We start from the raw sequence: 12,892 nt of genomic DNA, 5'->3' as shown, positions 1-12,892 counted from the left end.
CCTCTTTGATCGTTTCTACTGATCGGAGTACCTTGGCGGCATGGGTCAGGTCCTCGACATTGCGCCGCTGCGCAGCGTGGTGGCCGTCGCCGACTGTGGCGGATTTCACCGCGCCGCGACCGTCCTGCATCTGACGCAGTCCGCCGTCAGCCAGCACGTCCGACGGGTCGAGGCCGTCGTCGGGGGACCCGTCGTCGAGAGGTCCGGCCGCGGCGTCGCCTTCACCGAGCTGGGCCACCGGGTCCTCGCCCACGCACGCACCATTCTGGCGGCGCACGACGCCGCACTGGCCGACCTGGGGGCGGCCGAGGAACGGGTGCTGCTGATCGGTGCGACCGAACACGGCGCCGAAGTCATGCTGCCCGGCCTGACGAGTGCCTTGGGGGAGCGGCTTCCCGAATGGCGGCTGCGGTTTCGACTATTACGCAACGTAATGCTTGCCGACGCGATCGAGCACGGCGTCGTCGACCTGGCGGTCATGCTCGACGGCTCTGGTCTCGATCCGGCCAACGCGTCGGGAATGGTTGCGCTGAAATGGATCTCGGGTCGCAGTTTCTCGGTGTCCGCAAGCGAGCCGCTGCCGGTCGTGACGTTCTCCGAGCCGTGCACCCTCCGCGAGCCGAACTTCGCCGCGCTCGACCGCATCGGTGTGCCCTATCGCATCGCGGCCGACAGTTCCGACCTTTCGGGCCTGTTCGCCGCCGTGCGTTCCGGCCTCGGCGTCGCGCTGCTGCCCATGATCGGACGGCTGCCGGACGGGTTGTGCCTGGCCGAGGGGCTGCCTCCGACCAGTCGCGCGACGGTGTTCGTGCGGGGCCGTGCCGGAGTCGACGCCGGTGCCCTGGCGGCCGTCGACGGGGCCGTCCGCGACGTTCTGAGTGAGCAGGCCTGATAATGAACGGGACCATGAAACTGCCCTTGGTGTTCGAGGCGCCGCAGCGAGGAAAGCCGCCCCGGCACTTCGCCGATCTCGACGACGACGCCCGCGGCGCAGCGGTCGCCGAACTGGGACTGCCCGCGTTCCGCGGGAAGCAGTTGGCCAACCAATACTTCGGCAGGCTGATCGCCGATCCGCACGCCATGACAGACCTGCCGACTGCCATGCGGGACAAGGTCGCGGAGGCGTTGTTCCCGGAACTGCTGAACGTCGTGCGGTCGATCGAGTGCGACGGCGCGGACACCCGAAAGACTTTGTGGCGCGCGGTGGACGGCACCACCTTCGAATCGGTGCTGATGCGCTACCCGCAGCGCAACACGGTGTGCATCTCGTCGCAGGCAGGGTGCGGCATGGCGTGTCCGTTCTGCGCCACCGGGCAGGGCGGTCTCACCCGAAACCTTTCCACCGCAGAGATTCTCGAGCAGGTGCGCGCCGCGTCGGCGGCCATGCGCGACGAGCATGACGGCCGCCTGTCGAACATCGTCTTCATGGGCATGGGTGAGCCGTTGGCCAACTACAATCGGGTACTCGCCGCGGTGCGTCGGATCATCACACCCCCGCCTGGTGGGTTCGGCATCTCGGCGCGGTCGGTGACGGTCTCGACGGTCGGGTTGGCTCCCGCGATCCGCAAGCTCGCCGACGAACGCCTCGGCGTCACGCTGGCGCTGTCCCTGCACGCTCCCGACGACGAGTTGCGCGACACCCTGGTACCAGTCAACAACAGGTGGAACGTCGGCGAAGCCCTCGACGCCGCAAGGTATTACGCAGACGTGACCGGCCGCCGCGTGTCGATCGAATACGCGCTGATCCGTGACGTCAACGACCAGCCGTGGCGAGCAGACCTCCTCGGCAAGAAGCTGCACGGCGCCCTGGGTCCGCTGGTGCACGTCAACGTCATCCCGCTCAACCCCACGCCGGGTAGCAAGTGGGACGCCAGTCCCAAGCCCGCCGAGCGCGAGTTCGTCAAGCGGGTCCGCGAGCGGGGGGTGTCCTGCACGGTCCGCGATACCCGCGGTCGCGAGATCGCCGCCGCGTGTGGGCAGCTCGCGGCGGAGGGCTAGCCGCCTGGCGCGTTGAGGAACCAGATGTTCTCCTCGCGCAGGCTGCGGCTGCGCCAGCCGCCTTCAGTGCGGATCAACTCGTGGTGGTAGTAGCCGCCGCACGAGCTCAACTCCGTCATTCCGGGCAGCTGCATCGGGTTGTAGGACATGGCGCGCACGCGCGCGTTGTCGCCGTCCGATCCGAGCACCTCGACATTGGTGATGTAGTGCATCGACATCGGGATGGCGGCGAAACCCACGCTCAGCCAATCGGCAACCTCGTCACGTGTGCCTGCGATGGCGCCGGCCGACGAGTAGTCGATGGTGGCGTCGTCGGTGAACACCGAGCGGTACAGGTCCCAGTCCTTGGTGTCGACCGCGCGGGCGTAGCGGTACAGAAGCGCGGCGATGTCCGTCTCGTCGCTCATTCCGGCAGCCCGATTGTCTTGCCCTCCAGGTATTCCCGGTAACCCTCATCGCCGTTGCGGCGCCCCAGCCCGCTCTGCTTGGTGCCGCCGAAGGGGCTGGTGATGCCGAAGTGGGACTTGCCGTTGATCGTGACGTTGCCGGTGCGCATCCGCATCGCGACGGCCATGGCGCGGTCGACGTCGCCGCTGCTGACTTCGCCGGAGAGGCCGTAGATGGAGTTGTTGGCGATCGCGACCGCGTCGTCGTCGGTGTCGTACGGGGTCACGGTTAGCACGGGACCGAAGATCTCCTCCTGGGAGATCTTTGAGTTCGGGTCGACGTCGGCCAGCAGGGTGGGCTGTACGTAGTAGCCGACGGGCAGATTCTCCGGGACGCCGCCGCCGGTGACCAGACGAGCGCCCGCAGCCACCCCGCCCCGGATCAGACCAAGGACCTTCTGGCGTTGGGTTTCGCTGATCTGCGGGCCCTGCATGTTGCCCGGCGTCCACGGGTCGCCGACCGGAAAAGTTCTTCATACTGGTCTTGAGCAGCGCGATACCTTCTTCACAACGGCTGCGGGGCAGCAGGATCCGGCTGGGCAGGATGCAGGACTGCCCAGACATCACGCATGCCATCATCGCCGCCAAGGGCAGGGCGGAGTTGAAGTCGGCGTCGTCGAGCACGATGTGCGCGGACTTGCCGCCCAGTTCCAGCAGCGTCTTCTTCACCGTCGCCGCTCCGGCGGCCAGGATCGCCCGGCCGGTCGCGGTCGACCCGGTGAAGGTGATCATTTCCACCCGGGGATCCGCGGACAGCGCAGCGCCGACCTCGTTCGCGTTGGACACCACCACGTTGAACACGCCGGCCGGGACGTCGGTTTCCTCGGCGACGATGCGGCCGTACTCACTGCCCGACCACGGCGTCAGCTGCGCAGGCTTGAGGACGACGGTGTTGCCAGCCATCAGGGCGGGCACGGTCTCGGCGATGTTCAGATAGAACGGCACGTTCCACGGGGTGATCGCCCCGACCACACGATCGGTTCGTAGTGGATCTTGCGCCGCGCCGGGCCCATCGGGGTGTCGTGCACACCGGTGTCGACGAGGTACTCGAAGTCTCTGCCGTGCTCGGCCCAATGCGTGACTTCTGCGATTGGGCTCTCGATCTGGCTGCCCGACAACGTGATCGGGCAACCGACCTCGGTGATCAGCACCCGCCGCAGGTGTTCCTTGTCGCGGTCCAGCGCCGCAGCCAACTGCGTCAGACAGTGGTAGCGGAACTCGAGATCGCGTGACCAGTCGGTCTCGTCGAACGCACGGCGTTCCGCACCGACCGCACGCGACATGTCCTCCACCGTGCCGTCGGTGGCTTGGCCGGCGACCTGTTCGCTGCCGGGGTGGATCACGTCGAACTTCGCACCGTTGCCGGTGTCTTGGAGTTCGCCGTCGATCAGCATCCGCTCGTCGCCGGCCAACACACCCGAATCGCTCTGCACGCTCGTCATCTAGCTAGCTTTACAAAATATCGGTGGAGTGTCACTCTTTTGGTCCATACTCCTGCATCTGGGCGAGGCGAGCTACCGACTGAGGAATTACAGGATGGTGGGGGCGGCCATGGCCCGAGTGTCGAATGCCGCCATTCACTTCTACCGATGGCACGACGTCTCCTTCGTCAGTGCGTCGTCGACGGGTGTTTCTCGTGGTGAACGATAGGCGACCTGCGTCGAAGTCCAGTCTTCGGAGTTTACAAAATGGGATAAAAATGTCACGCTCTCGCCGTGTCCGAGGATCATGACGTCGTGAACGCTCAGTTCAATCTGTCGACGGTTTTCAGGACGGTGGCGGCGACCGTTCCCGATCAGGAGATGCTCGTCTGGCGGGACCGACGGCTGACTTATGCCGATGCCGACGCGCGCGTCGACGGGGTGGCCCCCACTACCTCGTCGCCGCCGGACTGGGCTGCCACACCGAGCGTGACCAACTGGCTGGGCACGAGTCGGGACAAGACCACCTCGGTCTGTACCTGCGAAACGGCAATGAGTACCTCGAGGCCATGATCGACGGCTACCGCGCCCGAGTGGCGCCGTTCAACGTGAGCTATCGCTACGTGGAAGACGAACTCGAGTACCTCCTCGCCGACTCGAAGGCGTCGGCGCTGGTGTACCACGCCCAATTCGCCCCCCGCGTGGCGGCGATCCGCGACCGGTTGCCTCATCTCGCCGTCCTCATTCAGATCGCTGACCACTCCGGCAACGAATTATTGCCCGGCGCAGTTGATTACGAGTCGATCGTGAACACGCCACCGCCTGCCGCAGGGATGCCCGAGCCGTCTCCGGGCGATCTTTACATTCTGTACACGGGCGGTACCACGGGCATGCCGAAGGGCGTGCTGTGGCGTCAACACGACATCTTCGTCTCGTCCATGGGTGGCCGTCCGTTCGGCAGTGACCGGCCGTTGGCGTCCTACGAGGAGCTGACCGCGCAGGTCCGCAAGTCCGCGGGGTTGATGTCGATCCTGATGATCCCCCCGTTCATCCACGGTGCGGCCCAGTGGGCCGCATATCACGCGTTCGCCATGGGAGGAAGGATCGTCATCCCCGACGACGTCGAGCGCTTCCGCCCCGCCGCCGCACTGGACCTCGTACAGCGCGAGAAGGTGTTGTCCCTCACCACCGTCGGCGATGCGATTGCCCGCCCGTTGGTCGAGGAGATCGAGGCGGGCGACTACGACCTCTCCGGGCTGATTACGATCAGCAATGGGGGCGGGGCGTTGACGCCTACTCTCCGTGATTGATTGTTGGCTGCGCTACCCCACCTCTTTCTCGTGGACGGCGTCGGGGCGTCCGAGTCGGGCATGCAGATGAGCAGCTTGACGGTGGGGGCCGCCGCGGAAGACAAGCCACCCGCAGTCTTCGCACCGCAATCCGACACCGCCTTGGTCGCAACCGATTTCGACCATGTCCTCTCACCGGGGGACGGCCAGGGCTGGCTCGCCCGGCGCGACTACGTGCCACTCGGCTACCTGGGTGACGAGGCCAAGACGGCACGAACGTTCCCGACGATTGACGGGGTCCGTTGGTCGATGCCCGGTGACCGGGCCAACATCCTCGCGGACGGCCGCATCGAATTGTTGGGCCGCGATTCGGTCACCATCAACTCCGGCGGGGAGAAGATCTTCGCCGAAGAGGTGGAGCGCGCGATCGCCGCTCACCCCGACGTGAATGACGTGGTCGTGGTCGGCTGCCCCTCGGAGCGGTGGGGCAGTGAGGTCGTCGCGGTCGTTCAGGCTGCCGAAGGCACGTCACCCACCGACGAGGACCTCGTCGAGGTCTGTGCACGACAGATTGCGCGCTACAAGATCCCAAAGGCGTTCGTTCGGACGCCGAAGATCGAACGGTCGCCGGCGGGCAAGGCCGACTATCGCTGGGCCAAGCACGTGGCCACCGAAAGTGTCACGGCTGCAGCGGATCTCTAGCCATTTGAGTCAGGCTGCTTGATCCCGACCGCGTGACGGAGCTGCGCCAGGAACTGGTCGTCATCGTCACTGCGGACGATGTAGTGCGAGATCGCGACCCGGACCGCCGTCGCGGCCTTGACGGCGGCATTGGGACCCGACAGCAATTTCACCAGACGGCCCCGCATGAGCGGAACGATCCGCGACAACTGCGCGATGACCACTTCTGGTTCGATGTCGACGAGTCGGACACCGGAATACGACTGCTGGTACTCGACGATGAACCGTAGCGCCGCGTCGAGCCTTTCGTTGCCGCGGAGGCCGGAGGTCGCATGGTTGATCCCGGAGTCGAACATGTCGCGTTCATAACGTCCGAACGCAGCGAGCAACTCGTCTTTCGACGCGAACCAGCGGTACAGCGTCGGTCGCGATACGCCGGCCTGCAATGCCACCTCGGAGAGGCTCAGCTTGGTCTGTCCGCTACTCCCGAGCACCTCCGCGGTGGCAGCGAGAATTCGGTGCCTGGTCGACATATCGCCGACAACGTCATCGGAACCCCGCTCAGCGGTTGCTGGTCCATTCACGTGAAGAGCTCCGTCGAGATCTGAAGTGCAGCGGTCGGTACATCTGATGGTAGAACGCGAAATGCGTGGTCACGGTAGCCGCGCGGCACGATATACATCACAGTGACCTCTCCAACGGGCCCGACGTCACCCATTTGGTGCACTAGTTTACAAAGCAACGTCCAACCGTAAGGTGCTTCGGCGGAACCCGAAACGAAACGAGGCGACATGGCGGGACCCATGGAAGACGTCAAGGTGGTCGAACTCGGTGTCTGGGTGGCGGGCCCTGCGGCGGGCGGAATCCTCGCCGACTGGGGCGCCGACGTCGTCAAGATCGAGCCCCCGACGGGCGACCCCGCGCGAACGTTCGGCCGCATGCTGGGTCTCCCACAGGACGGTCACGCCGCGAGCCCACCGTTCGAGATGGACAATCGGTCCAAGCGCAGCGTCGTTCTGGACGTCGGGACTGACGAGGGCCGTGCCAGCGCGATGGACTTGCTCGCCGACGCGGACGTCTTCCTGACGAATGTGCGGCCCGCTGCGTTACAGCGCCTCAAGCTGGACTACGAGACCGTGGCGGCTCTGAATCCGCGCCTCGTCTACGGATTGATCACTGGATATGGAATGACCGGGCCCGACGCGGACCGGGCGGCCTACGACGTCGCGGCATTCTGGGCTCGCGCAGGGTTGGCGCACTTGCTGACGCGGCCCGGTGACACGCCCCCGTTCCAGCGTGGCGGCATGGGTGATCACGCGGTCGGCATGACATTGGCCGCGGCGGTGTGCGTGGCCTTGGTCGCCCGCGCGCGCACCAGCGCGGGTCAACTCGTCACGACATCCCTGTATCGCCAGGGTGTCTACACCGTGAGTTTCGACCTGAATACCTACCTGCTCGCTGGCCATCCCATCTCCATCGGTCAGCGTGAGTCGATGGGCAATCCGTGCATGAACAACTATGCGGCGGGCGACGGACGGCGGTTCTGGATCGTTGGCCTCGAGGGCGACCGGCACTGGCCCGCGTTGTGTCGAGCTGTGGGGCAGGAGGTTTGGCTGCGTGACCCACGCTTTGCCACCGCCCGGGACCGCTTCCTCAACGGCGAACGGTTGATCGCCGAGTTGGACGCGATCTTCGCGACCAAGTCGCTCGCCGAATGGGCCGACGTCTTCAACCGCGAACCGGACTTCTTCTGGTCGCCGATCAACTCGCTCGAGGACATCCTGGGCGACGAACAGTTCCACGCCGGGGGTGGTCTGGTCGATGTACCCGACGGGGACGCGAGCATCCCGATGGTCGCGACGCCTGCCGACTTCCACGGCACGCCGTGGGAACCGCGTTGGGCCGCAACGGGACTCGGCGAGCACACCGACGAGGTTCTCGCCGAGCTCAAGGAGCGACAGAAGTCCTAACGCCCTCGCTCTTGCTCCGCGGAATCAACCTCCGGTCTTGCAGCACCCGGACCCAGTGTCTGAGGACGTCTTCGCTGTCGCAGCAGGCAGTAAAGCCGGCCTGGCGAAGCTTGATCGTGCTCAACAGGGTCGGATGCGCAATCGTGCCGGCTCCCATCCGCAAGAGAAGGTCGGCGTAGTGATGGCTTTCACCAAGCAACTGCATCAGGCCGAGTGGCCGCAACCCGTGACGTGCGACTACCTGCTGCCACAGCGCTTCCCGGTCTGACAGGTATTCCGCGAGGTGCATCGGCGTGTCTGGCCCGACATCGACGTGGAATGCATCGGCCAGCACTGGCCAGGCGTCGCGCCAGGCGAAGACGTCGCCGTTGGTGATGTTGAACGTCTCGTTGCGCGCCGCCTTCGCCGTGGCCGCCCAGTCGAATGCCTCTGCCAGAAGGCCTGCATCGACGAGCCAGCGCTATCGACGGGTTCATGGACGCACCCCAGGCCCCACCCACCACGACCTGTGGCCGGAAGATGGTCCACGCGAAACCCCATGTCTCCGAGGCCTGTCGGAGGTAGTCCTCCTGAAGCCAGTAGAAGTTGTCGTGCTGGGCGCGCGGGTCGCGCTCACGCGTCGGAAGGTGCGGCTGGGTGTCCGGCGTGTGCACCGTAGGCCTTCGCGCCCTGCAGCAGGGTGACGTGCTCCAACCCGGGAGCCAGGTCGGTCAAGGGCTCGATGAGGCCGTTCCCAACCATCCGGGGCGCCTTCGGCACCGAATGCGAAGCGCCCGTCAACGAGCGATCCTGGTCCGGTGCACTAGATCGCTGCTGCCGCTTGTTCCTTCAGAGGCTTAGCCTGCGCTGGGGGCGGGCCAGTCGGGCGGGAATGTTGACGATCTTGCGACGCAGTGTGGCACCGCGTGCGGTGCGGTGGGGGCTTCCGGCCAGGACCGCGGCGGCGCGCAGCAGGTTGTGGGCGATGCCTGCGCACAGGATCCAGGCGGAGTTGGCCCCGAAATGCCCGGAGGTTATCTGTAGCTGAATCGGCACTGTCTGCGACGTAGGCGACGTGCACCGGAAATCCCTGGGATCGCGTTGTGGACGGGATTACCTTCCGTTGTCCAACACGGAACGGGAGGTAAAGATGAGGGTGCAACGCGTGCTGATGCCGGGCACCGGGTTCGAGTCGTGGACTGTGCTCGGTGACGACCTGGAACCGGTCGAACCGGTCGAGCGGTTCCTGTCGTATCTGGCGTCGATCGAGAAGTCGCCGAACACCATCAAGGCCTATGCCCATGATTTGAAGGACTGGCTGACCTACCTGGACCGGCACGGCGTCGACTGGCGGGCAGCCAGGCTGGAGGATGTGGCCGGGTTCGTCGCGTGGCTGCGGGTGCCGCCGCAGGCCCGCGACGGACTCGTGTCGGTGCTGCCCACGGTGGAACCGTTCTGCTCGGCGAGCAGCGTGAATCGGAAGCTGTCGGCGTTGACGTCGTTTTGCGGGTTCCATGCCCGCCATGGCGTCAATTTATCGGGGTTGCTGATCACCCTGCAGCCGACGACTGGTCGCGGTCGTGCTGCGGCGACGTCGTATCGGCCGTTTCTGCACCATGTGTCCAAACGCGGGAGCGAGCGGCGGCGGGCGATCAAGTTGAAGGCGCCGCAGTCACTGCCCAAAGTGCTGACTGTCCAGCAGGTTCAGACGATCTTGGATGCTTGTGAGCATCTGCGGGACCGGCTGCTTTTTGCCCTGATGCTCGACACCGGCGTTCGGGTGGGTGAGGCTCTCGGGCTGCGCCACGAAGACCTGGCCATCGCAGAGAAGACGATCACCATCACTGCGCGTGACAACGACAACCGTGCCCGCGCGAAGACAGGGTCGCGGACAATCCCGGCCAGCGTGGAGTTGATGCGCCTCTATGCCGACTACCTCAACCGGGAATACCGGGCACTGGATTCGGACTACGTCTTCGTCAACCTGTGGTCGGCACCGCTGGGCCGGCCGTGGTCGTATTCGGCGGTCTACGACCTCGTCAAGCGGCTGCGAACGCGGACCGGAATCGAGTTCGGACCCCACCTTTTCCGACACACCTACGCCACCTGGCTGCTGCGCCGTGGTGCCGGCATGGAGTCGGTGAAGGGACTATTGGGGCACGCCTCGATCGCCACAACGATCGACACCTACGGTCACCTCACCGTCGAAGACGCGAGAACAACCCTGGCAGCAGCGGGCTGGTTCACCGGCCGGGAGGTGCACTGGTGACCGCACCGGGCCCACGCCGGGCGCCCATAAGCAGCGGGCTGCTCGAGAAACTGATGGCTGTGGTGCGACCCGAGTTTCGTGTCGAGGTCTATCTTGTCGATCCCGACGATCCGGTACTGGGGCGTCGGCAGTGCGCGGTGGCTGACTGTGACCGTCCGGTCTCGGAGAACGGGCTGTGCTCGGGCCATGGTCAACGGTGGCGCGACCGCAACCGGCCGGCGCTCGCGGTGTTCCTCGCCGATCCCGGTCCCGTGTTGAATGGCCGCCGGGATCTGAGCGTCTGCACGGTGATCGGATGTCGCTACGGCAGCAGCGGCGTCGGATTGTGCATGCGACATCGCACAGCGTGGTCCCGTGTCGGCCAACCGGATCCGGCGGTTTGGTCGGCCCAGGCAGGGCTGCTCGGTCCACCCGAACCCAGACAATGTGGGCTGCCCTTCTGCACCGTGTGGACCGAGAACGCCAGGACCCTGTACTGCAAGTCTCATACCACCCGGTGGGTCCAGCTCGGCCGCCCCGACGCCGCAGAATACCTTGCGCACTGCCAGCAGCGCGGCACCGCGCGCATCGACTTCCGCGGGCTAGCTCCCCAGCTAAAACTCGAATTCCAATACGCGGTTCAGAGCCGCTACGACCAAGCCACAATCACCGCCGCACCGCCGATCATTGCCTGGGCCATCCGCATCGCCAAAGACGCTGCAGTGACCTCCCTGCTCGACCTGTCCGCTCAGCAATGGCGTGCGTTTGCGGGCACGAAAGAGGGCACTTACCAACGGTTCCTGATCTTCGCGCAGGACACCGTCGAAACCCTGCGCGACGGCAAGGGCTGGGACGTCGAGTATCCCCGCGATATCTGGCGCCTGCATCTGCTGCCCGGCCTGACCCGAAGCCCAGGCAAAACCCCGCACGCCCGCACCCATCTGCGGTTCGACCGGGTAACCCAGCCGTGGCTGAGAACCCTGGCCAAACGCTGGGCCCGGCTACGACTGAGTGCGGGGCTGACCGTGGGCACCGTGCAGAGTGACGTGCTGGGTCTGACGCGGTTCAGTACATTCTTGGCCGAGTGCACTCCAAAGGCCCATGCGCTGAGCAACATTGACCGCGCCCTGCTCGAACGCTACCTGGCATGGCTTACCACCCAATCCCTTGGCTGCGGCGCGAAGGAAGATGCCGTCACCGCACCCGGAGCCTTCTTCCAGGCAATCCGCCAGCACAACTGGGACATGAACCTACCGACCACCGCGGTGTTCTTCCCCGGCGACCTGCCCGCTCGTCCGCCCAGACTCACCCGTCGCGTCGCCGAGCACATCATGGCCCAGGTCGAAGCACCCGCCAACCTCGACAAGTGGCCCAACCCCGAGGGTCGACTCATCACGATCATCTTGATCCGGTGCGGGCTGCGCGCCACCGACGCCTGCACACTGCCGTTCGACTGCCTGCTCTACGACGGACAACACGCCGCCTATCTGCGCTACTTCAACAACAAGATGCGCCGTGAGGCCGCCGTCCCCATCGATGAAGACCTCGAGAACGAAATCCGCACCCAACAACAGCGAGTTTCCGACCGCTGGCCGGGGCAGCATCGACACCTATTTCCCGCCATCACCCGCAACCTCAGTGGACGAAATCCCATGACTTACTACAGCTATCGCGGCATGCTCAACTCCTGGCTGACCACCTGCGAGGTCCACGATCAGCACGGCCAGCCAGCGCAGCTCACCCCACATCAATGGCGCCACACCTTTGCCTGTCGCCTGATCAACCGCGACGTGCCCCAAGAGGTCATCCGAGTCCTACTCGATCACCAATCAACCCAGATGACCGCCCACTACGCCCGGATCACCGACCAAACCGTCCGGCGCCGCTGGGAAGCAGCGACCAAGGTCAACATCAAAGGTGAAAGAGTCGCGATCGACCCAGAAGGTCCACTGGCACAAGCACAATGGGCCAAAACCCGATACGGTATGGCCACCCAGACCTTGCCGAACGGATACTGTGGGTTGCCGCTGCAGCGGACCTGTCCGCATGCCAACGCCTGTCTGACCTGCCCAGTCTTCCTCACCGGCCCGGAGTTCCTACCCGAACTGCGCGAGCAGCAGCGGCGCACCCTCACCCTCCTCGATGTCTCCGAACGCAGCGGGCAGGTCCGCATGGTCGAGATGAACCAACAGGTTCTCAACAACCTCGACCGGATGATCAGCGAGGTCGAAAAGACCGCGACGGAGAGCACGGACACCACCCATGCGAGCTGACAACTCACACCACCTCGTCGCAGCGGCCCGACGCCGAGCTACCGCCACACGGCGCCGAGCCACCGCCGCACTTCGCCGAATGGACAACGCGGGACAGCCGATCTCTTTCGACGCCCTAGCCCGCGAAGCCAAGGTCTCACGCTCCTGGCTCTACGCCCAGCCCGACCTGCGCGTCGAGGTCGAACGACTCCGCGCCAGGTGGGATCCAGCACCTGTTCGGGACCGCCTTCCTGACCGGCAACGCGCATCCGAGGCATCGCTGCGGCAGCGACTCCAGATCATGTCGGAACGAAATCGCCAACTAGAGACCGAGAATCGGCAACTACGCGAAGCCCTTGCGGTCGCGCTCGGTGAACAGCGCACCGCCTCGATCGTCGGCCGCCCAGGCGACACGCCGAGAAAGAAATCGCAACCCGTCATCGGACCCTGTTGACGGCCGCGTCGACGACACTGACCACCACGCATCGCAGCAGGTCAACGGGACGGGCAACCAGAAGGCTAAAGATAACGGAGGGACGCTTTATCGCCAACTCGGCCTGGGTGCTGTGCGCAGGCCCTGCTACGCGCCACGGGAGTGCTCGCTGGTG

The 12,892-nt window shown here is 65.4% G+C and carries 10 protein-coding genes and 3 pseudogenes; 7 read left to right on the top strand and 6 right to left on the bottom strand.

The annotated features are described in order from the left end of the window. The first annotated feature begins 40 nt into the window (after positions 1 to 40). Together VET27_RS26550 and rlmN are read left to right on the top strand one after the other, a co-directional pair. The gene (locus tag VET27_RS26550; RefSeq protein ID WP_526523039.1) at positions 41 to 892 is read left to right on the top strand and encodes a LysR family transcriptional regulator; all 852 of its coding nucleotides are present in this window, start codon (positions 41 to 43) and stop codon (positions 890 to 892) included. A gap of 14 nt (positions 893 to 906) precedes the next feature. Beyond that, positions 907 to 1,998, top strand: a complete 1,092-nt coding sequence (gene rlmN, locus VET27_RS26545) for a dual-specificity RNA methyltransferase RlmN (RefSeq protein ID WP_526523037.1) — start codon at positions 907 to 909, stop codon at positions 1,996 to 1,998. Here the strand turns inward: rlmN and VET27_RS26540 are convergent. Continuing rightward, positions 1,995 to 2,405, bottom strand: a complete 411-nt coding sequence (locus tag VET27_RS26540) for a nuclear transport factor 2 family protein (RefSeq protein WP_526523035.1) — start codon at positions 2,403 to 2,405, stop codon at positions 1,995 to 1,997. The genes rlmN and VET27_RS26540 overlap by 4 nt on opposite strands. Continuing rightward, positions 2,402 to 3,886 (bottom strand): annotated as a pseudogene (locus tag VET27_RS26535) (aldehyde dehydrogenase family protein). The gene VET27_RS26540 and the pseudogene VET27_RS26535 overlap by 4 nt, the downstream one beginning before the upstream one ends. Positions 3,887 to 4,246: 360 nt before the next feature. Here VET27_RS26535 and VET27_RS26530 point away from each other — a divergent pair. After that, positions 4,247 to 5,856: pseudogene (locus VET27_RS26530) on the top strand (AMP-binding protein). Here the strand turns inward: VET27_RS26530 and VET27_RS26525 are convergent. Further along, positions 5,853 to 6,368: a TetR/AcrR family transcriptional regulator gene (locus VET27_RS26525; RefSeq protein ID WP_526523095.1), complete on the bottom strand. Its 516-nt coding sequence runs from the start codon at positions 6,366 to 6,368 to the stop codon at positions 5,853 to 5,855. The pseudogene VET27_RS26530 and the gene VET27_RS26525 overlap by 4 nt on opposite strands. A gap of 258 nt (positions 6,369 to 6,626) precedes the next feature. Here VET27_RS26525 and VET27_RS26520 point away from each other — a divergent pair, with 258 nt between their 5' ends. Further along, the gene (locus VET27_RS26520; protein WP_526523033.1) at positions 6,627 to 7,805 is read left to right on the top strand and encodes a CaiB/BaiF CoA transferase family protein; all 1,179 of its coding nucleotides are present in this window, start codon (positions 6,627 to 6,629) and stop codon (positions 7,803 to 7,805) included. Here VET27_RS26520 and VET27_RS26515 read toward each other — a convergent pair. The 3 genes and pseudogenes from VET27_RS26515 to VET27_RS26505 all read right to left on the bottom strand — a co-directional run. Then, positions 7,783 to 8,139 carry a hypothetical protein gene (locus VET27_RS26515; RefSeq protein WP_526523031.1) on the bottom strand — a complete coding sequence of 119 codons (357 nt, stop codon included), beginning with the start codon at positions 8,137 to 8,139 and terminating at the stop codon, positions 7,783 to 7,785. The two genes, VET27_RS26520 and VET27_RS26515, sit on opposite strands and share 23 nt — an antisense overlap. A gap of 278 nt (positions 8,140 to 8,417) precedes the next feature. Beyond that, a complete protein-coding gene (locus VET27_RS26510; protein ID WP_526523029.1) occupies positions 8,418 to 8,546 on the bottom strand; it encodes a hypothetical protein in 129 nt (42 codons plus the stop codon). Between the two features lie 99 nt (positions 8,547 to 8,645). Next, a pseudogene (locus VET27_RS26505) lies at positions 8,646 to 8,816 on the bottom strand (IS1380 family transposase); the annotation flags it as partial. 118 nt (positions 8,817 to 8,934) lie between these two features. Between VET27_RS26505 and VET27_RS26500 the strand changes: the two are divergent. From VET27_RS26500 to VET27_RS26490, 3 genes are read left to right on the top strand one after another with little or no spacing between them, the layout of a single operon-like run. Next, a complete protein-coding gene (locus VET27_RS26500; RefSeq protein ID WP_526523026.1) occupies positions 8,935 to 10,053 on the top strand; it encodes a tyrosine-type recombinase/integrase in 1,119 nt (372 codons plus the stop codon). Beyond that, a complete protein-coding gene (locus VET27_RS26495) occupies positions 10,050 to 12,305 on the top strand; it encodes a tyrosine-type recombinase/integrase (RefSeq protein WP_526523024.1) in 2,256 nt (751 codons plus the stop codon). The genes VET27_RS26500 and VET27_RS26495 overlap by 4 nt, the downstream gene beginning before the upstream one ends. Next, complete coding sequence (locus VET27_RS26490; RefSeq protein WP_526523022.1) at positions 12,295 to 12,738, top strand: DUF6262 family protein; 444 nt, start codon at positions 12,295 to 12,297, stop codon at positions 12,736 to 12,738. Before VET27_RS26495 ends, VET27_RS26490 begins: the two co-directional genes overlap by 11 nt. Positions 12,739 to 12,892 lie beyond the last annotated feature (154 nt).

The organism is Mycobacterium sp. (assembly GCF_035633495.1).
GTDB lineage: Bacteria > Actinomycetota > Actinomycetes > Mycobacteriales > Mycobacteriaceae > Mycobacterium.
The sequence above is the reverse complement of the archived record's forward strand: the minus strand, read 5'-3'. Positions and strand labels throughout refer to the sequence as shown.